The sequence below is a fragment of the Pseudomonas brassicacearum genome, assembly GCF_000585995.1.
In the GTDB taxonomy this organism is placed as follows: Bacteria; Pseudomonadota; Gammaproteobacteria; order Pseudomonadales; family Pseudomonadaceae; genus Aquipseudomonas; species Aquipseudomonas brassicacearum_A.
This window is the reverse complement of sequence record NZ_CP007410.1, coordinates 6333426-6353780: the sequence shown is the minus strand read 5'-3', so window position 1 is coordinate 6353780 and position 20355 is coordinate 6333426. Positions and strand designations below refer to the sequence as shown.

The window sequence follows — 20355 nt, the reverse complement described above, 5'->3', positions numbered from 1 at the left end:
GATCAGAGGTCGGCTGGCAGTGGCTGCTTGAGCCAGGTCTGGGAGTTTTTCTCCAGGCTGCCATCGGTCTTGGCGGTCGCCAGGATCTGGTTGACCTTATCCAGCAAGGCTGGCTCGTTCTTGTTCACGCCCACGTACACCGGCGAATCCTTGAGTTTCACTTTCAGGGCCGGGACACGCTTGGGGTTGCGCTCGCTGATGGCGACCATCACCACGTTGCCGCTGGCGATCAGGTCCACCTGGCCGGCCAGGTAGGCGGCAATGGTCGAGTTGTTGTCTTCGAAGCGCTTGATGGTGACGCCTTCGGGCGCGACCTTGGTCAGCTCGATGTCTTCGATGGCGCCGCGGGTGACGCTGATGGTCTTGCCCTTGAGGTCATCCAGGCTATTGATGGCCGCGTCGGGCGGGCCGAACACCGCCAGGTAGAACGGCGCGTAGGCACTGGAGAAGTCGATGACTTTTTCACGCTCCGGGTTCTTGCCCAGGCTGGAGATGACCAGGTCGACCTTGCCGGTGGTCAGGAATGGGATGCGGTTGGTGCTGTTGACCGGCGTCAGTTCAAGCTTGACCTTGAGCTGGTCGGCCAGCAGTTTTGCGGTGTCGATGTCCAGGCCGCGGGGCTTCATGTCTGGGCCCACCGAGCCGAACGGAGGGAAGTCCTGGGGCACTGCGACCTTGAGCGTGCCACGCTTGACCACGTCTTCCAGGCCATCGGCGTGGGCGGGTAGCTGACAGAGCATCAGGCTGGCAAACAGGGCAGTGAGCAGGGCGCTGCAACGCTGAATCATGGCGAATCTCCGCAGTCGGTGATGTGATTTCTGCGTTCGGACAGAGCACAGGCCATGCCAAGGCGGGTTTTCATCTGCCAAAGCCACGGTTTTACTGGCGGCGTGTGGTCTTACTGGTCTGAACAGTTGAACTGTATTTCGCACCGTTATCGGGCGCCGGCAAGGGCCGCCGAACCCTGCTGGGGCACGACTTGCCGGGCGCGGCGAATAGCTTTACAACTAGCCGCTCACTGGCCCGGTTCGTCTGAAAAAATCATGAATTCCATCGCTCGCGCCGTTCCTGAAGTGGCCCTGCAAGCCATCCGCAAACTGATCGCCGATGAGGGTTTCGGTCCCGGGGATGCGTTGCCGTCGCAACGGGACCTGGCGCTGCAACTGGGGGTGAGCCGGGCGTCGTTGCGCGAGGCGCTTTCATCGTTGAGCGCCTTGGGCATGATCAGCGTGCAGCCGGGCAAAGGGGTGTTCGTACAAGCGGTGACGGAGGTTTTGCGCAACGACTCGGCGCCGGGCTGGCCGTTCGCGGCCCAGGTCTCGCCAGTGGATATTTTTCAGTTGCGTTATGCCCTGGAAGGTTTCGCTGCCGGGTTGGCGGCGGTGACGCTGAGCGCCGATGAGCTCGACACGCTGCAAGACAACGTCGAGGCCATGCGTCGGGAGTTGAAGCTCGGGGATTTCGACGCCGCGGCGCGCCTGGATTTCGAATTTCATCGGCGAATCCTGCTGGCCAGCGGCAATCAGGCGATGCTGAGTATTCTCACCGCCAGCGCCGACATCTTTCTGGAAAGCCAGAAACTACCGTTCATCAGGGCGGAACGGGCGATGGAAACGTGGCAGGAACATCGCAAGATCCTGCGCGCCTTGGCTCGCCGCGCTTCGGGTGCCGCGCAAAAAGCCATGCAGGAACATGTACGTAACGCGGCGTTGCGTACCGGGATTTCCTTCGTCGCTCCCGCCGCTTCGTGAGTTGAGCTATACCCAAATACGTCTTTCGTCATAGCGAGACTCAATCAACTGCGGCTTCCTGAACCCGGGAAGGGCCGCTATGATGGGCCACGTTTTTTTGCTGACAACCCCGGAGATTTCCATGAGCAGCGATCTGATCAAACACGTTAGCGACGCTAGCTTCGAGGCTGACGTACTCAAGGCCGAAGGCGCGGTACTGGTCGACTATTGGGCTGAGTGGTGCGGTCCGTGCAAAATGATCGCGCCGGTCCTGGACGAGATTGCCGAGACCTACAAGGGCAAGCTGACCGTTGCCAAGCTGAACATCGACGAAAACCAGGAGACTCCGGCCAAGCACGGCGTGCGTGGTATTCCGACCCTGATGCTGTTCAAGAACGGCAACGTCGAAGCCACCAAGGTAGGTGCGCTGTCGAAGTCGCAACTGGCAGCTTTCCTCGACGCCAACATCTAAGCGCCGAATGCCACTGAAAAAGCCCCGCAAATCGCGGGGCTTTTTCGTTATTCGGGGCTAGACGCTTGCAAACTCAGGTGTTACATTCGGCCCCGCACTGGTTTCTCCATTGCCCCCTGCAAGCCGTCGCCGACGCTCTCCTTTCGAATAAGTACGCGATCCTGTCGCCTTCTCCGCGGCGCGGCCTCATTAAGCCAAAAGCTTAATTTCCCCCCTCCATAAATGATTACGTCATTCCTATATGAATCTGACTGAACTCAAGCAAAAGCCGATTACCGAACTGCTCGAATTGGCCGAACAGATGGGCATAGAAAATATGGCCCGTTCGCGCAAGCAGGACGTGATTTTCTCCCTGCTCAAGAAGCACGCGAAAAGCGGCGAGGAAATCTCCGGTGATGGCGTGCTGGAGATTCTCCAGGACGGCTTCGGCTTTCTCCGCTCTGCAGACGCTTCCTATCTCGCCGGCCCAGACGATATCTACGTTTCGCCGAGCCAGATCCGTCGCTTCAACTTGCGCACCGGTGACACCATCGTTGGCAAGATCCGCCCTCCGAAGGAAGGCGAGCGTTACTTCGCGCTGCTCAAGGTCGACACCATCAACTTCGACCGTCCGGAAAACGCGAAAAACAAGATTCTCTTCGAGAACCTGACCCCGCTGTTCCCGACCGTGCGCATGAAGATGGAAGCCGGCAACGGTTCCACCGAAGACCTCACCGGTCGTGTCATCGACCTGTGCGCACCCATCGGCAAAGGCCAGCGCGGTCTGATCGTGGCGCCGCCGAAGGCGGGCAAGACGATCATGCTGCAGAACATCGCGGCCAACATCGCCCGTAACAACCCTGAAGTTCATCTGATCGTGCTGCTGATCGACGAGCGTCCGGAAGAAGTGACCGAGATGCAGCGCACCGTGCGCGGCGAAGTGGTCGCCTCGACGTTCGACGAACCGCCGACCCGCCACGTGCAGGTTGCCGAAATGGTGATCGAGAAGGCCAAGCGCCTGGTCGAACACAAGAAAGACGTGGTGATCCTGCTGGATTCCATCACCCGTCTGGCCCGTGCCTACAACACCGTGATCCCGAGCTCCGGCAAGGTGCTGACCGGTGGTGTCGATGCCCACGCCCTGGAAAAGCCCAAGCGTTTCTTCGGCGCCGCGCGCAACATCGAAGAAGGCGGTTCGCTGACCATCATCGCCACCGCGCTGGTTGAAACCGGCTCGAAGATGGATGAAGTGATCTACGAGGAATTCAAGGGCACCGGCAACATGGAACTGCCTCTGGATCGCAAGATCGCCGAAAAGCGCGTCTTCCCGGCCATCAACATCAACCGTTCCGGCACCCGCCGCGAAGAGTTGCTGACCGCCGACGACGAGCTGCAGCGCATGTGGATCCTGCGCAAGCTGCTGCATCCGATGGACGAAGTCGCTGCCATCGAGTTCCTGGTCGACAAGCTGAAGCAGACCAAGACCAACGATGAGTTCTTCCTGTCGATGAAACGCAAGTAATACGAAGCACGCTTCAAGAAAGGGCGCCCCGAACAGGGGCGCTCTTTTTTTTCGTGGCGTTTGTATCAAAATAGACAACTTTCCCAAGCCGGTAATGTCCGTGCTTGCATCATCTCGTAAAACGACAAGGATCGTTATGCACACATTCGGCAACCGCCGTGACATCGACGGCTTGAGGGCTCTGGCCGTTATTCCTGTGGTGCTGTTTCACTTCGGTTTCAGCACGTTCAGTGGTGGCTTTGTCGGTGTTGACGTTTTTTTCGTCATTTCCGGTTTTTTGATAACCAGCATCCTGTTTCGCGAGATCAGTGCGCAGCGTTTCAGCTTCGTCGATTTCTGGGCGCGACGTGCGCGGCGCATTATTCCGGCCTTGAGCGTGGTGTTGGTGGTGACGTTGGCCCTGGGCTGGTTGCTGCTCACAGCCAAGGACTTCTCGGAGTTGGGCAGGACGGTTCGTTATCAGGCGCTGTTCATTTCAAACATCTTGTTCATGCGTGAAGACGGCTACTTCGCGCCCGCGTCGGACCTCAAGCCCTTGCTCCATACCTGGTCCTTGGCGGTGGAGGAGCAGTACTACATCTTCTTTCCACTGCTGATGGTGTTGTTGATGCGCCATGTTCGCCATTGGCGCTGGATGCTGTTTGCCGTGCTGCTGGTTTCTTTCGGACTGAATGTCGCCTATATCGACCGCAAGCCTGACTTCGTTTTCTTTTCGCTGCCGACACGGGCGTGGGAGTTGTTGTGCGGTGCAATGCTCGCGGTGTTGCCGGCGTCGAAATACGTCGTGAGGCCATGGTTCTATCAGTTTGCAGGCGTGGTCGGCTTGACCGCTGTCCTGGTGGCGGTTTTCACCTTTGACGAGGCCACGGTTTTTCCGGGTTGGGCTGCCTTGCTGCCTGTCCTTGGCGCCACCGCGCTGATCTGGTCCGGTGCCCAGGGTTCGACCTGGGTCGCTCAGGTGCTGAGTGCCAGGGCACTGGTCTGGATTGGCCTGCTGTCCTATTCCTTTTATCTGTGGCATTGGCCGGTCTACGTCTATGCCAATGCCATTTCGATCGACGGTATCCAGGCCTGGGAGGCGGCGGGCTGGATTCTGCTGGCGCTGGGCCTGGCCTGGTTGAGCTGGCGTTTCGTCGAGCTGCCGTTTCGGGAAAAGCGTGTGCTGGCCGCACGCAAGCCGGTGCTGGCCGCCGGTTTGCTGGCGATGGTTGCCCTGGCGGTGACGGGTTCAGTGGTGCGCTCGGCCGATGGTTTTCCCCAGCGTCTAACGGGCAAGGCCCTGGAATATGCTCAGGCGCGCGAGTGGCGGGCCGGGCAGATGAAATGCATGTTGGTGACCTCGGACAAGAATCTGGACAAGGCGTGCCTGATTGGCAGGAACAAAGAGGTGCCGGCGACTCAACTGTTTTGGGGCGACAGTCATGCCGCCGCATTGTTGCCGGCGATTGAAGAAGGTGCCGCCCGCGAGGGTCGCCCGGTATGGCTTTACAGCATGAGCGCCTGTCCGCCGATCCTGAGCGACGAACCGCGCCAGCGGTGCCGGGACTTTAACGAACGGACCATGGAACAGGTTCGCCGCCTGCAGATCAGGCGCGTGGTGCTGGCGTCCAACTGGAGCCTTTACGTCTACGGTCGTGAGGACGGTGATAAGAAGGTGTTGCTCAACCCCCGCGACAATACCGCCGAGGCCGAGGCGCGTATGGCCGCAGCGCTCAAGGCGCGGGTGGCGGCAATTAGGGCAGCGGGGGCGCAAGTCTGGTTGCTCAAGGAGGTGCCGCTGCAGCGCAAGGGGGCTATCAGCCGATTGACGAGCCTGGCCCGAGTCGGTCGGTCGGCCGAGGGACTGGGTCGCCCGCTCCAGGAACACCTGGCCCGCCAGCGTTTCCTGAGTGACTTGTTCGACTCGATGAGCGCCGCCGACCCTGGCGTGCATGTCATCGACCCGACCCCGCTGATGTGTGCGGGCCAGATCTGCAGCATTGAGGTCAATGGTCATTCGCAGTACAAGGACGAGGATCATCTGTCTGACCTCGGCAGCACCCGGCTAAGCCCACTGTTTGCTCCGGTGCTGTTGGGTACAGCCGACAATTGATCATTGCCGCACACGCGCGGGCTGCTGTTTGGGCGTTAGAGCAGGTAGGATGTACGCCTATTTTCGGGGTGGCATCTCAATGAAATTCAAGGATCTTCGGGATTTCGTGCAGCAACTGGAGCAGCGCGGCGAGTTGAAACGCATCCAGATTCCCATCTCTCCGGTGCTGGAGATGACGGAAATCTGCGACCGCACGCTTCGGGCCAAAGGCCCGGCGTTATTGTTCGAGAATCCTACGGGCTACGATATTCCGGTGCTGGGCAACCTGTTTGGCACGCCAGAACGCGTGGCCCTGGGCATGGGCGCCGAAGCGGTTAGCGAACTGCGCGAGATCGGCAAGCTACTGGCGTTTCTCAAAGAGCCCGAGCCGCCGAAAGGTCTGAAGGATGCGTGGTCCAAGCTGCCGATTTTCCGCAAGATCATTTCCATGGCGCCGAAAGTCGTCAAGGACGCCATTTGCCAGGAAGTGGTGATCGAGGGTGACGATGTCGACCTGGCGATGCTACCGGTGCAGACCTGCTGGCCGGGCGACGTAGGGCCGCTGATTACCTGGGGCCTGACCGTCACCAAAGGCCCGAACAAGGATCGCCAGAACCTCGGCATCTATCGACAGCAAGTAATTGGCCGCAACAAGGTGATCATGCGCTGGCTAAGCCACCGAGGCGGCGCGCTGGACTACCGCGAGTGGTGTGAAAAACACCCCGGCCAACCGTTCCCGGTATCGGTTGCCCTGGGCGCGGACCCTGCGACCATCCTCGGCGCCGTCACGCCTGTGCCTGACAGCCTCTCCGAATATGCCTTCGCCGGCCTGTTGCGTGGCAACCGTACCGAGCTGGTGAAATGCCGTGGCAATGACCTGCAAGTGCCGGCCACCGCCGAGATCATCCTTGAGGGTGTGATCCATCCCGGTGAAATGGCCGATGAAGGGCCGTATGGCGACCACACCGGTTACTACAACGAAGTCGACAGCTTCCCGGTGTTCACCGTCGAGCGCATCACCCATCGGATCAAGCCGATCTACCACAGCACCTACACCGGCCGTCCACCGGACGAGCCGGCCATTCTCGGGGTGGCGCTGAACGAAGTGTTCGTGCCGATCCTGCAGAAGCAGTTTCCGGAAATCACCGACTTCTACCTGCCGCCGGAAGGCTGTTCGTATCGAATGGCCGTGGTGACCATGAAGAAGTCGTATCCGGGGCACGCCAAGCGGGTCATGCTCGGTGTCTGGTCGTTTTTGCGACAGTTCATGTATACCAAGTTCGTTATCGTCACTGATGACGATATCAACGCACGGGACTGGAACGACGTGATCTGGGCCATCACCACGCGCATGGATCCCAAGCGCGATACGGTGATGATCGAGAATACGCCGATCGACTACCTCGACTTCGCCTCGCCAGTGTCCGGGCTGGGGTCGAAGATGGGGCTCGACGCCACGCATAAATGGCCCGGTGAAACCACCCGTGAGTGGGGCCGGGTTATCGTCAAGGATGAAGCCGTTACCCAACGGATCGATGCCATCTGGAATCAGTTAGGAATAGATTGATGCGTGTAACCTTGCAGCCTTCCGGGGCGGTGCTGGACATCCGGCCCGCTGAGCGGATTCTCGATGGTGCGCGGCGCCTGGGCTATGAATGCCCGCAAAGCTGCCGCAACGGCAACTGCCATGTGTGTGGCGCGTTGTTAGTGGAGGGCCGCGTCGAGCAGGCTGGCGAAGTGCGTGATCACGGTGAGATTTTCACCTGCATCGCCGAACCTCTGGAGGATTGCGTGGTGTTGTGGGATGGCGTGCTGTCACCGGGCGAGTTGCCGGTACGCAACCTGGCCTGCCAGGTCATCGAGTGCGCCGACGTGGGTGGCGATGTCTGGCGAGTGCGTCTGCGTGCGCCGGCGGGCAAGCCGCCGCGTTATCACGCAGGGCAGTACCTGATGATCGAACGGGAGAGCGGCGAAAAATCGGCGTTCTCCCTGGCCTCGGCGCCGCATTCGGGGCGCGACCTGCAATTGCACGTATTAGTGCGCGAAAACAGTGCGCAGGCGCTGCTGGAGCAACTGCGGCGCAACCCCAACGTGCGCGTCGAAATGCCCTTCGGCGACACCCACCTGTCCGAGCTACCGGACGGCCCATTGGTGCTGATCGCCGCAGGTACCGGCATGGCGCAGATGCACAGCCTGATCGAACATTGCCGCGCAGCGGGGTTCAAGCATCCGGTGCATCTGTATTGGGGCGTGCGCCGTCCCGAAGATTTCTATGAGATCGAGCATTGGGACGAATGGAAAAAGCTGCCGAATCTGTTCCTGCACAAAGTCGTCAGTGACGTGTGTGGCTGGGAAGGGCGCTGCGGGATGCTCCACGAAGCGGTGTGCCAGGACATCGACGATCTCTCCGGTGTGCATGTCTACGCCAGCGGTTCGCCGGCCATGATCTACGCCACGCTCGATGCACTGGTCGAAGCCGGAATGGACGCCCACCAGATGCGCGCCGATGTGTTTGCCTATGCGCCTCGGGCTTGAGTAGCACTCATTTAGCCCAGGCTAAGGGTGCTTTTGTGGCGAGGGGATTTATCCCCGTTGGGCTGCGAAGCGGCCCTCGAAATCAGAAATCAATTGATCTGACACACCGAGTGCTCGGATTTTTGGGCTGCTTCGCGCCCCAGCGGGGATAAATCCCCTCGCCACAAATGTATAGATCTGCACATATGCCTATTCGATATTTAGCTCCTGGGCCAGATGCCGTTAAGGTATATGCCAGCGCCCCCACCCTTCATGGCATCCAATTTGCCTGGGTTCTGCAAGCGTCAGTGTCATGACGGCGCACCATCCAGCTTCATGAATTGCGAGGAGCCCTACGCTACCGGCCATGACCGTTATCGAATCCGCCATTACCTGTGCGCCGTACCCTCCACGTCTTGACTTGGGGCCACAGCTGACCCGTGAGCAATTGCTCGCCTCGATGCAATCGACCATGAGTCTTCACCTGGGCGGTCCGGTCTGGCTGTTCGCCTACGGCTCCTTGATCTGGCGGCCGGAATGCACGGCGGTGGAGCGGATGCGTGGCCGGGTCCATGGTTATCATCGTGGGTTGTATTTGTGGTCCCACGAACACCGTGGTACCCCGGAGTTGCCGGGATTGGTATTCGGGCTGGATCGCGGCGGCTCCTGCAGCGGTTTCGCTTATCGTTTGCCGCAAGAGAATCTCGAGGACTCGCTATTCGCCTTGTGGCAACGCGAGATGCCGTTCCCGTCCTATCGCCCACACTGGCTCAGTTGCCGTCTCGAGGATGGCAGCCAGGTGCAAGCCTTGGGTTTTGTGCTGGAACGGCACCTGCCCAGCTATGCCGGGAATTTGCCGGACCATGTGCTGAGCCAGGTGTTCGAAAGCGCCTGTGGACGTTACGGCACCACTCGCGATTATGTCGAGCAGACCGTCCACGCCCTGCGCAGCCACGCCATGCCAGACCGGAATCTGGAGGCGCGGCTCAAGCGCTGCCAATCAGCGCTGGATCAGGCGACCGCTTCGCGGCTCTGACTGGCGATTTGCTTGTGCCATAGGGTCGGCGCAAGGAACGCCATGGCCAGCAGGCAGGCGACGACCAGCAGGATGAAACCGCCATCCCAGCCGAAATAGTCCACCGTGTAGCCCATCATGGCGCTGGCCGCGACCGAACCACCCAGATAACCAAACAGACCGGTAAAGCCGGCAGCCGTGCCCGCCGCTTTCTTGGGCACCAGTTCCAGCGCCTGCAGACCCACCAGCATGACCGGGCCGTAGATCAGAAAGCCGATCGCAAACAGCGAGATCATGTCGACCATCGGATTGCCCGGCGGATTAAGCCAGTAAATGATCGTCGCAACGGTCACTAATGCCATGAATACCATGCCCGTCAGGCCACGGTTGCCCCGGAAAATCTTGTCCGACATCCACCCGCACAGCAGCGTGCCGGGAATGCCGGCCCACTCGTACAGAAAGTAAGCCCAGGACGTCTTGTCGAAATTGAAGTGCTTGACCTCTTTAAGGTAGGTCGGCGCCCAATCCAGGATGCCGTAGCGCAACAAGTAGACGAAGACGTTGGCCAGGGCGATGAACCAGAGCATTTTGTTGCGCAGCACGTATTTGACGAAGATATCCTTGGCGCTGAATTCTTCTTCGTGGCTGGCATCGTAGCCTTCCGGGTAATCGTTCTTGTACTTCTCGATGGGCGGCAAGCCTGTCGATTGCGGCGTGTCGCGCATGACAATGAAGGCAAATACAGCGACCAGCAGCGCCACCGCTGCCGGTACGTAGAACTTGCTGTGCCAGTCGTTGAACCAGCCCATGCCAAGTATTGCCAGTGGACCGATCAGGCCGCCGCCGACGTTGTGGGCGGTGTTCCATACCGAAACTACACCGCCGCGTTCTTTCTGCGACCACCAGTGCACCATGGTGCGCCCGCTTGGTGGCCAACCCATGCCTTGGGCCCAGCCGTTGATGAACAACAGGATGAACATCATGGTCACGCTGGAGGTTGCCCACGGTGCGAAACCGAAAACGAACATGACACCGGCGGACACGATCAGGCCAAAGGGCAGGAAGTAACGAGGGTTGGAGCGGTCGGACACGATGCCCATCAGAAACTTGGAAAGGCCGTAGGCGATCGCGATCGCCGACATCGCCACCCCCAGTTGGCCTTTTGTATAGCCTTGGGCAATCAGATCCGGAAATGCCAGGGTGAAGTTCTTGCGCAGCAGGTAGTAACCTGCATACCCAATGAAAATCCCGGCGAAGATCTGCCAGCGAAGGCGTCGATAAGTGCTGTCTATTTTTTCTTCAGGCAATGGAGCCTGATGGGCGGCAGGGCGAAAGAAAGCAAACATTCAAGAGCTCCAAATTTCTTGTTTTGACTGCGGATGCGAATGTTACAGTTTCGTTACCGAAAATAGCATCGGTTCGCATCAACAAAAAGCAGGAATGTTGGAGATAACGTGTTCTTTTATGAACACGTCGCTCAGATATAAATGAAGGGCGGTGTGGGGATGGCGAAACCGGGCCGTAGGGTTACGGCCCGGTATAAGACAGTTTGGGTAAGCAATCAGCGAACCTGAACCACCACTTTTCCGACCGCCTTGCGTTGGCCAAGATCATTGATGGCTTGTGCCGCGTTGCTCAGCGGGTACACCTGCGACACCAGCGGCTTGAGCTTGCCCTCGGCGAACCAGCCGAACAATTGCTGAAAGTTGGCGGCGTTGTCCTGGGGCTGGCGCTGGGCGAAGGAGCCCCAGAATACGCCCACCACGGCGGCGCCCTTGAGCAGGGCCAGGTTCACCGGCAGTTCAGGGATGCGCCCGCTGGCGAAGCCGACCACCAGCAATCGGCCGTTCCAGGCGATGGCGCGGATGGCCTGGTCGAACAGGTCGCCACCCACCGGGTCGTAGATCACATCGGCGCCCTGGCCGTCGGTGAGGCGCTTGATTTCATCCTTGAGGCTGGTTTCGCTGTAGTTGATCAATTCATCGGCGCCGGCTGCCTTGGCCACGGCGAGTTTTTCCGCGCTGCTGGCGGCGGCGATCACCCGGGCGCCCATGGCCTTGCCAATCTCCACCGCCGCCAGGCCGACCCCACCGGATGCGCCGAGCACCAGCAGGGTTTCGCCAGGTTGCAGGTTGGCCCGTTGCTTGAGGGCATGCATCGAAGTGCCGTAGGTCATGCTGAAGGCGGCAGCGGTGTTGAAGTCCATGGACGCCGGGATCGGCAACACGTTGTAGCCCGGCACCGCCACCTGTTCGGCAAAGCTGCCCCAGCCGGTCAATGCCATGACCCGGTCGCCGACCTTCAAGTGGCTGACTTTCTCACCCACCTCGCTGATCACGCCCGCCGCTTCGCCACCGGGGGAAAACGGGAACGGTGGCTTGAATTGATATTTGCCCTCGATGATCAGCGTGTCAGGGAAATTCACCCCGGCGGCGTGCACGTCCAGCAGCACTTCGTTCTTCTTCGCGACGGGGCTGGCGACGTCTTCCAGCACCAGCGATTCGGCGGGGCCGAATTCTTTGCACAGCACGGCTTTCATCAGGGCTATTCCTTTGGGAGTGATGGCCGATAAGTGTAGGTGTGAGAGTCAATGGGTCAACGAGCATGCCCTGTCCTGATAGCCGGCCATAAGCTTGTGCTTGAACGGCGGGGCGGTATGCTGGGCCGCAAACCGGATGAGGAGTCAATTGTGAAAGCGCGGATCATGTTGATGCTGGCTCTGTCGTTGCCTGTGGCGGCGATGGCTGAAGAGGCCAAGGAAGCGAAGGAAGGCGAGGCGCCGAAGGTCAGTTACATCACCCTCAGCCCGCCGTTCGTGGGCAATTATGGCTTGGACGGCACAGCGAAGCTGAAGGTCTACAAGGCCGACGTGGCCCTGCGCGTGACCGGCGATGCCGCCGCTGCGGCGGTGAAGGCCAACGAGCCGCTGATTCGTAACCAGTTGGTGGCGCTGTTCGCCCAACAGACCACCGAGGCCATGAATAATCTGGAGGCCAAGGAAAAGCTGCGTCAGGAAGCGCTGAAGCAGACCCAGCAAGTGATGAACGACGAAACCGGCAAGCCGATGGTGGATGATCTGTTGTTCAACAACCTGATCATTCAATAAACCGCCAACATCGCAGCCTTAGGCAGCGCCACGATTTCGGAGGCGCTGCCTAAGGCTGCTTTTTTTTCGTCAAGATGCCAGGCTTTTACGAAACCGTCCCAGGGCGATGGCAAAGAACAAAAGCCCGATGGCCACCAGCGCCAGCATGTCCGGCCAGACCACCTCAACGCCTGCGTCACGGAACAGGATCGCCGCGCTGAGACTGACGAAATGGGTCGATGGCGAGCCTTGCATTACCCATTGCAGCCATTGCGGCATGCTGTCCAGCGGCGTGCTGCCACCCGACAACAGCAGCATCGGGATGATGACCGGGATCGACAGCAAGCCGAACTGTGGTGTCGAACGGGCCAGGGTGGCGAGAAAGATACCCAGGGCGGTACTGGCGAACAGGTAGAGCGCGGTCACCAGCAGAAACAGCAACATGGAGCCGGCCAGCGGCACGCCCAGTGCGAACTTGACGATGATTTCCAGCGAGGCCCAGGTGCACAGCACGACCACCAGCATGTTGCTCCAGATTTTTGCCAGCATGATTTCCAGCGCCGTCAGTGGTAGCACCAACAAGTGATCGAGGGTGCCGTGCTCGCGCTCGCGCAGCAGTGCAGTCCCCGTCAGGATGATGGCCAGGATCGTAATGTTGTTGACGATCTGGATCACCGCCAGAAACCACCCGCCCTCAAGGTTGGTGTTGAACAGCGCGCGGGTGGTCAGTTTCACGGGCGTTTGTTCGCTCGCTTGCGCCTGGCCGCTGTAGGTCGCCAGTTCCTGTTGGAAAATCCGCCCGATGTAGCCGGCGCCCATGAATGCCTGGCTCATCGCCGTGGCATCGACGTTGAGCTGCAACGCCGGTTGGCGTCCGGCAAGCAGGTCGGCCTGGAAGTTGGCGGGCACGTTGATGACAAAGGTGTAGCGCCCACTGTCCATGACCTTGTCCAGTTCGGCATAGGGCAGCGCGACCGGGGTTTGAAATTCCGGTGGTTGCAGCACCTGAGCCAGCTGGCGCGAGAGATGGCTCTGGTCTTCATCCACCACTGCCACGCTGGCGTTGTGAACGCCAATCACCGAGCCGGCAGCCGGCATATAGATCGCCACGGTGAAGGCGTAAGCCAAAAACAGCAGCAGGACAGAGTCGTACCGCAGGCTGGTCAACTCCTTGAGCCCCAGGCGCCAGATATGTGAAAGCGTGTGCATCAGGCCTCCTGTTTCTTCAGCATGACCAGGCTGAGCCCGGTGAACCCCAGGAAAAACCCGAACAACGCCAGGCATTGCGGCCATAACTGGCGCAGATCCAGGGCCTTGGTGAAGGTGCCGACGGCGATGTCCAGGAAGTAACCGGCGGGAAATAACTGGCCCATCACCGAAGCGGCGCCCTCCAGGGACGAACGCGGCACGATCAGCCCCGAGAACTGGATAGTCGGCAGGCTGGTGATGATCATGGTGCCGAGGATCGCCGCGATCTGGGTGCGGGTGAACGCCGAGATCAGCAAGCCCATGCTGGTGGTCGCCAGCACGTAGAGCAGGCCGCCCAATGCCAGCGTCAGGCCGCTGCCCTTGAACGGCACGCCGAACAGCCAGCGATTCATCGCTGTCAGCAGGGCCAGGTTGATCAGGCTGACGGCCAGGTAGGGCGCTTGTTTGCCCAGCAGGAACTCCAGGCGGGTCAGTGGCGTGGCGTAGAAATTGGTGATCGAGCCCAGTTCCTTTTCCCGCACGATGCCCAGGGCCGTCAACATGGCCGGAATGAATGCGAGGATCAGCGCCATTACCCCTGGGCCGATGGCGTTCACGCTGACCACGTCCTGGTTGTAGCGAAACCGCGTTTCCAGCTTGGCCGCGGTTTGCGGGTTACGCGCCGGGCTGCCCTGTTCGACCAGTTGTTCGAGATTGGCCTGATGCACCGCCTGCACGTAGTTGCGACTGGTCTCGGCGCGAAACGGCATGCCGCCGTCCAGCCAGGCACCGACGGTGGGTTGTCGGCCGGCGTACAGGTCGCGACCGAAACCGGGTGGTATTTCCAGGGCCAGCTTGATTTCCGAGCGTTGCAGGCGCCGATGCAGCGCTTTCGCGTCTTGAATGCCCGGCTGCTCCTCGAAATAGCGCGAGCTGCGAAACGCTTCCAGGTAGGCGCGACTTTGCGGGCTCTGATCCTGGTCGAACACGGCGAACGCGAGTTTTTCCACGTCCAGGGAAATGCCGTAGCCAAAGATCACCATCATGAACAGGGCGCCGAGTAGGGCGAACGCCATGCGCACTTTGTCACGCAACAGTTCCTTGCCTTCCCGGCTGGCAACGGCCAACAGGCGGCCGAGGCTGAGGCCCTGGCGGTCCTGCGGGGTCTTGGCATTGTCGAGGGTCACCGGGGCGGTGTCTTGCTGCGCCTCACCCTGGGCCTGTTCCAGGCAGGTGACGAACGCCGCTTCCAGGGTCTGGCCGTTGAACTGCGCCTGCAAGGCCGCAGGGGTGTCGCAGGCCAGGACCTTGCCGGCGTGCATCAGCGAAATGCGGTCGCAGCGTTGGGCTTCGTTCATGAAGTGCGTGGAGAGAAAAATCGTCACGCCTTGTTCGCGAGACAACTCGATCAGCAACCGCCAGAAGTCATCCCGCGCTGCCGGATCAACCCCGGACGTCGGTTCGTCGAGAATCAGCACTTCCGGGCGATGCAGCACCGCCACTGCCAGGGACAAACGCTGGCGCAGGCCCAGAGGGAGGGCGCCGCAAGGTTGGTCGGCGAGGCCCTGGAGGTTGAAGCGCTGGATCAGTTCTTCGATACGGCTGCTGCTTTCGGCCTTGGGCAGGTCGAACAGTCTCGCGTGCAGGGCCAGGTTCTGGCGCACGCTCAATTCGCCATACAGCGAAAAGCTCTGGGACATGAACCCCACGCGTTTGCGGGTGGCGAGGTCCTTGGCGTTGACTGGATTGCCCAGCAGTCGGGCGCTGCCTTCGCTGGCGGGCATCAGCCCGGTCAGCACTTTCATTGTGGTGGTCTTGCCGCAACCGTTGGAGCCCAGGAAGCCAAAGATCTCACCGCGACCAATCGCAAAGCTGACCTTGTCGACGGCGGTGAAGTCACCGAAGCGCAGGGTCAGGTCGTGGGCTTCAATGGCGATGTCGGTGGTGTCGTGGGACCTGGGCGGGATCGTCAGTGGCTCGGCGTTGTGGCCGTTGTCACCCTGGAAATGGGTGAACGCCGAGTCGAGCTTGCCATCGGGCGTGGCAGCGGCCAGTTCGACGCTCAACCCCTGGGCGATCAAGCGACCGTTATCGAGCATCAGGCAATGCTCGAATTGTTCGGCCTCTTCCATATAAGCCGTGGCGACCAGCAGGGTCAGTTGCGGCCGTTGTCGGCGTACGTCGGCTATCAATTCCCAGAAGCGTCGCCGGGACAACGGGTCCACACCGGTGGTGGGTTCGTCGAGGATCAGCAGGTCTGGTTCGTGAATCAAGGCGCAACACAGGCCGAGCTTTTGTTTCATGCCGCCGGAGAGTTTGCCCGCCGGACGGTCGGCAAAACGCTGCAGATCGGTCGCCAGCAGCAGCTGGCCCATGCGTTGTTCACATTCTGAGCGCGATAACCCGAACAGCGTGCCAAAAAACCGGATGTTCTCGCGTATCGACAAGTCAGGATAAAGGTTGCCTCCCAGCCCTTGAGGCATAAAGGCGATACGTCGATAGAGGGTGTTGCGATGGTTTCGGTCCTCGATCGAGGCGCCGAGTACGTCCAGTTGGCCGTGTTGAAGCTTCTTCACTCCGGCAATCAGCCCCAGCAGGCTTGATTTGCCTGCCCCGTCCGGGCCGATCAGGCCGCAACGAGTGCCCGCCGGCAGACTGAAGGCGATATCGCTCAGGGCAACATGCTGGCCGTAGCGATGCTCGAGGCCCGAAGCCCGCAGTGCCGGTGCGCTGAGGGTGGCGCTCATTGCAAGTTGGCCGGCCAGTCGATGGGGCCGGTGCGCACGTAACCGGCGCCGGGCATGCCGGGTTTGGCCTGGGGGACTTCCCCGGGAGAGGTCAGGCGCACTTTGACGCGGAACACCAGCTTCTGGCGTTCATCACGGGTTTCGACTTCCTTGGGGGTGAATTGGGATTTGGCCGCGACGAAGCTGACGCTTGCCGGCAACGGTCGCTCGGGCAGGGCGTCAAGCAGCACTCGTGCTTCGTCGCCTATCGCCAGTTTCCCGGCTACGGACGCTGGTAGGTAGAGGTTCATGTACTGGTCGTTCGGATCGATCATCAGCAGTACCCGTCCGCCAGCGCCCAGCACTTCGCCCGGCTCGGCCAGGCGCAGTTGGATCACGCCGTCGATGGGCGCGCGCAAGCTGCTGTCGTCTATTTCGCTGGTCAGTTGCGCGACTTGGGCCTGGGTCGCGCCGATGGCGGCGGTCGCCGCAGACACTTGGGCCCGGGCCGCATTGACCGCAGCGTTGGCGGTGTCGACGCGGGCTTGCTGTTGGTCGATGACCTGGGCGCTGGCGTAACCGCGCTTGAACAGCTCCTGAGTCCGTTTGAGCTCTTGGTGCGCGAGCAGTTGTTCGCTCTGGCGCAACTGTACATTGGCCTCGGTGGCGGCAAGGTTTTCCCGGGCGCGCACGACCTCGGCTTCAGCCTGGTTGCGCTGGGCCTCCAGGGTGCGGGTGTCCATGCGCGCCAGCAATTGACCCTTGAGGACGTTGTCGCCTTCATCGACATGAACCTCGGCCAGGCGTCCGGGCGTTTTGCTGGCGATCTGGACTTCGGTGGCCTCCAGGCGACCGTTGCCCATGCTCAGGCCTTCTGGCAGGCGATCATGCCGCGACTTCCAATAGCCGAACCCGCCGGCGGCGAGCAAAACAGCCATCAAGGCAAGGGCAAAAAAGCGAGAGGTACGAAGGTTTGTCGACATGTCCGGCATCCTGCGGCTGTAGCATCACAGTCTGCTGGTTCGGCGACCGCCCCGGCTTGATATTCATCAACACATGGATGATCAGCGCAAGGCCATCACCGTCGCCCACTGCTCGGCCGTCACTGGCATCACCGACAGTCGCGAGCCTTTTTGCACCAGCGGCATTTCGGCCAGGGCGGTCTGTTGCTTGAGATAGTCGAGCTTCAGTACCCGGGGGAAGGTTTCGGCATGGGCCACGTCGATTGCAGTCCAGGGGTTTTTATCCGGGCTGGCCTTGGGATCGAAGTAATGGCTTTCAGGCGCCAGCGCCGTTGGATCGGGGTAGGCGGTCTTGATGATTTTGCCGATTCCGGCAATGCCTGGCTCCGGGCAACTGGAATGGTAGAAAAAGAACGCGTCGCCCACCGCCATGGCTCGCAGGAAATTGCGCGCCTGGTAATTGCGTACCCCGTCCCAGCGCGCCTGGCCGAGTTTTTCCAAGCCTTGGATGGACAATTCGTCGGGCTCGGATTTCATCAGCCAATAGGCCATGATTTCTACTCCTGGGCAGTATGGATAAAAATAGTTCAGCGATTTTATGACAAACCGACAGTCGGTTGACGCCAGAGTTTGCGTGTCGGGTCAGGTTGCCGCAAAATGCCGGCCTTCCAAGCTTGACGCTGCTGCACGGCCAATAAGAAAACCGCTGCTGTCATCGTGTGTGATCTGCCTTGAGGGGGGCAATCGATGAAACGCAAACCGGATTTGTTGTGGATCTTAGTCATTCTGTTCGGCCTGGGGGTCGTGACCACCGGTTATGCCCAGAGTTTATGGTCCAACAAGACCGACGCGCCGGTGGACATCACTCAACCTGCGCCATCGATCAAACGCTGAGCCTGTCCTCCTGACGCCGCTGATTTTCGCGGCGTCTGTCTATTGCGCCAAATACCAATGCCTGTCGCTGACCGTTCCCTGTAGCGGTACATCCCAGCTGGCCTGCGCCAATCGTTCGACTTTCTGACATTCATGGGCCAGACCCAGCAGCGTTGGCTTGCGCCATTGCTTGCGTCGTCCCAGGTACGCCAGGCTGCGGTCATAGAAGCCACCCCCCATGCCCAGCCGGCCTCCGGCATCATCGAACCCGACCAACGGCAACAACACCAGGTCCAGTGTCCAGACCTTGCGTTGCCGGGCGATGTTCTGGCGCGGTTCAGGAATACGAAAGCGGTTGGGCTGCATTTTTTCGCCTGGGTGGATGCGTTGAAAAACCATCTTGGTCTGCGGCCACGGGCTGAGCACCGGCAGATAAGTGGCCTTGCCTCGGCGCTGGGCGGCGCGCAGCAACAGGCGTGGGTCGATCTCGCCATCGTTGGGCAGGTACAGGGCGATGTGTCGGGCGCGGCGAAACAGCGGGTGCTGGGCCAATTGCTTGTAGAGCCCGTGGGCGGCTTGCCGTTGCTGGGCGGGTGTCAGGGCGCGACGGGCCTGGCGCAGCAGGCGTCGAAGTTGCGGGCGAGGCAGCAGCGCAGGTTCGGTCATGTCGAGGTTTCACGCAGTGGCGATGGCAGCACAGCGTAACCGCAAAACCGGGCGCTCAGAAATGCCGGCGCCACAAACAACAATGCCAGTCCACCTGGACTGGCATTGTTTGAAATCAGGCTCCCCGGATGAACCGCTGTCGGCTTAGCCCTTGAACCCGAAAGTTCAAGGTGGAAGTTGCAGGGGGCGTTAAGGCTTTCCGTCAAGCGGACATGCACACCGGCCCCAACGTGCAACCCCCATGGTTGTGCGTATCGGCTCAGGGACATCACCAACTGGCAAGCACCCCAGGGAGTGAGGCGAGTATACCCCAGGCAGCTTCGCGAATCAGCCCTTGCTGACGTCTGGATCGGTGGCCAGCACCAGATCCACCCGATCGAGCAGGTCGCGCACCTGTTCACGGGTCGAGCCGCTGACCTGCAGGTCAGGCGTATCCTGGCGATGCAGCAGATCGTGGGTAATGTTCAAGGCAGCCATCACGGCGATGCGGTCGGCGCCGATGACTTTGCCGCTGCTGCGGATCTCGCGCATCTTGCCGTCCAGGTAGCGGGCGGCGCTCACCAGGTTGCTCCGCTCTTCCTGGGGGCAGATGATCGAATATTCTTTATCGAGGATCTGCACGGTAACGCTATTGCTTGAACTCATGAGTCTTGCTCCAGGGCCTTGAGGCGCGAAATCATCGATTCGACCTTACGCCGGGCGATTTCGTTTTTTTCAATGAGGTGCGCGCGTTCCTCGCGCCAGGTTTTTTCCTGAGCTAATAGGAGTCCGTTTTGGCTCTTAAGTTGCTCGACCCGGTCAATTAGCAATTCGAGTCTGGCCATCAGCGCTTGCAGGTCGTTGTCTTCCATTGTGTCCACTGAAGATTGTGTCTGATGGGGGATCGGGGGTCGCACAGCCTTTAATGGTCTTGGCGAGTCTGTCGATGTAGGATACAAGGCCTCCATTCTAGACATAGCGCCGTCTGGCGCCTAGCTGCCCATGCCCATTCAGAATTCTCCGTATCAAGCTTTCGCCACCCTGCTGAGCACCAGTGGCCATCCTGTCTCGCCTGCTGAACTGCATGGCCTGTTGCTCGGCCGCAGTTGCGCCGGTGCCGGTTTCGAGGCCGACGGCTGGTTGGCCGACGCCGCCGAGCTGCTTGAAGGCGAGCCGGCGGACAATGTTCGCAATGCCCTGATCGGGCTGCAGGAAATGGTCAAGGGCGAGTTGACCAGCGACGACATGACCGTCGTTCTGCTGTTGCCCACCGATGATGCACCGTTGGCCGACCGCGCCGCCGCGCTGGGCCAGTGGTGCCAGGGCTTCCTCGCCGGCTTTGGCCTGACCCGCCGTGAATATGCGTTGAGCGACGAGGCCAAGGAAGTGTTGCAAGACTTGGCTGCGATCTCTCAGGTCCAGGATGCCCTGGAAGAATCCGATGACGGCGAAAGCGACTATATGGAAGTGATGGAGTACCTGCGGGTCGCACCATTGCTGCTGTTCACCGAGACCAAGAAAACCGATGCAGCGGCCACCAAGCCGTCTTTGCACTGATCGCTTGAAAGGGAAC

General features: G+C 60.4%; 20 protein-coding genes and 1 other RNA gene. 10 read left to right on the top strand and 11 right to left on the bottom strand.

Annotated elements, in window-relative coordinates; translation table 11 throughout:
- Positions 1-2: 2 nt before the first annotated feature.
- Positions 3-788 (bottom strand): transporter substrate-binding domain-containing protein, encoded by a 786-nt coding sequence (locus CD58_RS27425; protein WP_025216063.1) that lies wholly within the window; start codon positions 786-788, stop codon positions 3-5.
- A gap of 255 nt (positions 789-1043) precedes the next feature.
- Here CD58_RS27425 and CD58_RS27420 point away from each other — a divergent pair, with 255 nt between their 5' ends.
- The 7 genes from CD58_RS27420 to CD58_RS27390 all read left to right on the top strand — a co-directional run bounded on the left by CD58_RS27420 (position 1044) and on the right by CD58_RS27390 (position 9324).
- Positions 1044-1751 carry a FadR/GntR family transcriptional regulator gene (locus CD58_RS27420; protein WP_025216062.1) on the top strand — a complete coding sequence of 236 codons (708 nt, stop codon included), beginning with the start codon at positions 1044-1046 and terminating at the stop codon, positions 1749-1751.
- Between the two features lie 121 nt (positions 1752-1872).
- The gene (gene trxA / locus CD58_RS27415; protein WP_003206727.1) at positions 1873-2202 is read left to right on the top strand and encodes a thioredoxin TrxA; all 330 of its coding nucleotides are present in this window, start codon (positions 1873-1875) and stop codon (positions 2200-2202) included.
- 241 nt (positions 2203-2443) lie between these two features.
- Positions 2444-3703: a transcription termination factor Rho gene (rho, locus tag CD58_RS27410; protein WP_025216061.1), complete on the top strand. Its 1260-nt coding sequence runs from the start codon at positions 2444-2446 to the stop codon at positions 3701-3703.
- Positions 3704-3839: 136 nt separating this feature from the next.
- Positions 3840-5795, top strand: a complete 1956-nt coding sequence (locus CD58_RS27405; protein ID WP_025216060.1) for an acyltransferase family protein — start codon at positions 3840-3842, stop codon at positions 5793-5795.
- 79 nt (positions 5796-5874) lie between these two features.
- A complete protein-coding gene (gene ubiD / locus CD58_RS27400) occupies positions 5875-7341 on the top strand; it encodes a 4-hydroxy-3-polyprenylbenzoate decarboxylase (RefSeq protein ID WP_025216059.1) in 1467 nt (488 codons plus the stop codon).
- Entirely contained in the window at positions 7341-8309 is a 969-nt protein-coding gene (locus tag CD58_RS27395) for a CDP-6-deoxy-delta-3,4-glucoseen reductase (RefSeq protein ID WP_025216058.1), read from the top strand. Before ubiD ends, CD58_RS27395 begins: the two co-directional genes overlap by 1 nt.
- A 346-nt stretch (positions 8310-8655) precedes the next feature.
- Positions 8656-9324 carry a gamma-glutamylcyclotransferase gene (locus CD58_RS27390; protein WP_025216057.1) on the top strand — a complete coding sequence of 223 codons (669 nt, stop codon included), beginning with the start codon at positions 8656-8658 and terminating at the stop codon, positions 9322-9324.
- Here CD58_RS27390 and glpT read toward each other — a convergent pair.
- Together glpT and CD58_RS27380 are read right to left on the bottom strand one after the other, a co-directional pair.
- Positions 9300-10649 (bottom strand): glycerol-3-phosphate transporter, encoded by a 1350-nt coding sequence (gene glpT, locus CD58_RS27385; protein ID WP_025216056.1) that lies wholly within the window; start codon positions 10647-10649, stop codon positions 9300-9302. The two genes, CD58_RS27390 and glpT, sit on opposite strands and share 25 nt — an antisense overlap.
- A 215-nt stretch (positions 10650-10864) precedes the next feature.
- Positions 10865-11842, bottom strand: coding sequence for an NADPH:quinone oxidoreductase family protein (locus CD58_RS27380; RefSeq protein ID WP_025216055.1), 978 nt, complete (start codon positions 11840-11842; stop codon positions 10865-10867).
- A gap of 150 nt (positions 11843-11992) precedes the next feature.
- Here CD58_RS27380 and CD58_RS27375 point away from each other — a divergent pair, with 150 nt between their 5' ends.
- Positions 11993-12409 carry a flagellar basal body-associated protein FliL gene (locus CD58_RS27375; RefSeq protein ID WP_025216054.1) on the top strand — a complete coding sequence of 139 codons (417 nt, stop codon included), beginning with the start codon at positions 11993-11995 and terminating at the stop codon, positions 12407-12409.
- 69 nt (positions 12410-12478) lie between these two features.
- On the opposite strand, the gene CD58_RS27370 is transcribed toward CD58_RS27375, so the two are convergent.
- The 4 genes from CD58_RS27370 to CD58_RS27355 all read right to left on the bottom strand — a co-directional run bounded on the left by CD58_RS27370 (position 12479) and on the right by CD58_RS27355 (position 17816).
- Positions 12479-13597 (bottom strand): ABC transporter permease, encoded by a 1119-nt coding sequence (locus CD58_RS27370; protein ID WP_025216053.1) that lies wholly within the window; start codon positions 13595-13597, stop codon positions 12479-12481.
- The gene (gene rbbA, locus CD58_RS27365) at positions 13597-16323 is read right to left on the bottom strand and encodes a ribosome-associated ATPase/putative transporter RbbA (protein WP_025216052.1); all 2727 of its coding nucleotides are present in this window, start codon (positions 16321-16323) and stop codon (positions 13597-13599) included. The genes CD58_RS27370 and rbbA overlap by 1 nt, the downstream gene beginning before the upstream one ends.
- Positions 16320-17285: an HlyD family secretion protein gene (locus CD58_RS27360; RefSeq protein WP_025216051.1), complete on the bottom strand. Its 966-nt coding sequence runs from the start codon at positions 17283-17285 to the stop codon at positions 16320-16322. Before CD58_RS27360 ends, rbbA begins: the two co-directional genes overlap by 4 nt.
- Positions 17286-17366: 81 nt before the next feature.
- On the bottom strand, positions 17367-17816 hold the full coding sequence (locus CD58_RS27355) for an EVE domain-containing protein (protein ID WP_025216050.1): 450 nt from the start codon (positions 17814-17816) through the stop codon (positions 17367-17369).
- A 195-nt stretch (positions 17817-18011) separates the two neighbouring features.
- On the opposite strand from CD58_RS27355, the gene CD58_RS31315 reads away from it, so the two are divergent.
- Positions 18012-18158 (top strand): hypothetical protein, encoded by a 147-nt coding sequence (locus tag CD58_RS31315; protein WP_200868897.1) that lies wholly within the window; start codon positions 18012-18014, stop codon positions 18156-18158.
- 39 nt (positions 18159-18197) lie between these two features.
- Here the strand turns inward: CD58_RS31315 and CD58_RS27350 are convergent, their stop codons facing one another.
- The 4 genes from CD58_RS27350 to CD58_RS27340 all read right to left on the bottom strand — a co-directional run bounded on the left by CD58_RS27350 (position 18198) and on the right by CD58_RS27340 (position 19654).
- Entirely contained in the window at positions 18198-18803 is a 606-nt protein-coding gene (locus tag CD58_RS27350; RefSeq protein ID WP_025216049.1) for a 5-formyltetrahydrofolate cyclo-ligase, read from the bottom strand.
- A gap of 117 nt (positions 18804-18920) precedes the next feature.
- Positions 18921-19100: non-coding RNA, 6S RNA (gene ssrS / locus CD58_RS29665), on the bottom strand.
- A gap of 30 nt (positions 19101-19130) precedes the next feature.
- Positions 19131-19448 carry a cell division protein ZapA gene (locus tag CD58_RS27345; protein ID WP_003177364.1) on the bottom strand — a complete coding sequence of 106 codons (318 nt, stop codon included), beginning with the start codon at positions 19446-19448 and terminating at the stop codon, positions 19131-19133.
- Positions 19445-19654: a TIGR02449 family protein gene (locus CD58_RS27340; protein ID WP_025216048.1), complete on the bottom strand. Its 210-nt coding sequence runs from the start codon at positions 19652-19654 to the stop codon at positions 19445-19447. The genes CD58_RS27345 and CD58_RS27340 overlap by 4 nt, the downstream gene beginning before the upstream one ends.
- A gap of 130 nt (positions 19655-19784) precedes the next feature.
- Between CD58_RS27340 and CD58_RS27335 the strand changes: the two genes are divergently transcribed.
- Positions 19785-20339 (top strand): YecA family protein, encoded by a 555-nt coding sequence (locus CD58_RS27335; RefSeq protein WP_025216047.1) that lies wholly within the window; start codon positions 19785-19787, stop codon positions 20337-20339.
- Positions 20340-20355 lie beyond the last annotated feature (16 nt).

Excerpts from the sequence above, each read along its gene's own strand:
- CD58_RS27390 (WP_025216057.1), top strand. The coding sequence starts at position 8,656 with ATGACCGTTATCGAATCCGCCATTACCTGTGCGCCGTACCCTCCACGT.
- CD58_RS27370 (WP_025216053.1), bottom strand. The coding sequence starts at position 13,597 with ATGCACACGCTTTCACATATCTGGCGCCTGGGGCTCAAGGAGTTGACC.
- CD58_RS27340 (WP_025216048.1), bottom strand. The coding sequence starts at position 19,654 with ATGGAAGACAACGACCTGCAAGCGCTGATGGCCAGACTCGAATTGCTA.
- CD58_RS27345 (WP_003177364.1), bottom strand. The coding sequence starts at position 19,448 with ATGAGTTCAAGCAATAGCGTTACCGTGCAGATCCTCGATAAAGAATAT.
- CD58_RS27420 (WP_025216062.1), top strand. The coding sequence starts at position 1,044 with ATGAATTCCATCGCTCGCGCCGTTCCTGAAGTGGCCCTGCAAGCCATC.
- rbbA (WP_025216052.1), bottom strand. The coding sequence starts at position 16,323 with ATGAGCGCCACCCTCAGCGCACCGGCACTGCGGGCTTCGGGCCTCGAG.
- trxA (WP_003206727.1), top strand. The coding sequence starts at position 1,873 with ATGAGCAGCGATCTGATCAAACACGTTAGCGACGCTAGCTTCGAGGCT.
- ubiD (WP_025216059.1), top strand. The coding sequence starts at position 5,875 with ATGAAATTCAAGGATCTTCGGGATTTCGTGCAGCAACTGGAGCAGCGC.
- CD58_RS27335 (WP_025216047.1), top strand. The coding sequence starts at position 19,785 with ATGCCCATTCAGAATTCTCCGTATCAAGCTTTCGCCACCCTGCTGAGC.
- CD58_RS27380 (WP_025216055.1), bottom strand. The coding sequence starts at position 11,842 with ATGAAAGCCGTGCTGTGCAAAGAATTCGGCCCCGCCGAATCGCTGGTG.
- CD58_RS27360 (WP_025216051.1), bottom strand. The coding sequence starts at position 17,285 with ATGTCGACAAACCTTCGTACCTCTCGCTTTTTTGCCCTTGCCTTGATG.
- CD58_RS27355 (WP_025216050.1), bottom strand. The coding sequence starts at position 17,816 with ATGGCCTATTGGCTGATGAAATCCGAGCCCGACGAATTGTCCATCCAA.
- rho (WP_025216061.1), top strand. The coding sequence starts at position 2,444 with ATGAATCTGACTGAACTCAAGCAAAAGCCGATTACCGAACTGCTCGAA.
- glpT (WP_025216056.1), bottom strand. The coding sequence starts at position 10,649 with ATGTTTGCTTTCTTTCGCCCTGCCGCCCATCAGGCTCCATTGCCTGAA.
- CD58_RS27350 (WP_025216049.1), bottom strand. The coding sequence starts at position 18,803 with ATGACCGAACCTGCGCTGCTGCCTCGCCCGCAACTTCGACGCCTGCTG.
- CD58_RS31315 (WP_200868897.1), top strand. The coding sequence starts at position 18,012 with ATGAAACGCAAACCGGATTTGTTGTGGATCTTAGTCATTCTGTTCGGC.
- CD58_RS27425 (WP_025216063.1), bottom strand. The coding sequence starts at position 788 with ATGATTCAGCGTTGCAGCGCCCTGCTCACTGCCCTGTTTGCCAGCCTG.
- CD58_RS27395 (WP_025216058.1), top strand. The coding sequence starts at position 7,341 with ATGCGTGTAACCTTGCAGCCTTCCGGGGCGGTGCTGGACATCCGGCCC.
- CD58_RS27405 (WP_025216060.1), top strand. The coding sequence starts at position 3,840 with ATGCACACATTCGGCAACCGCCGTGACATCGACGGCTTGAGGGCTCTG.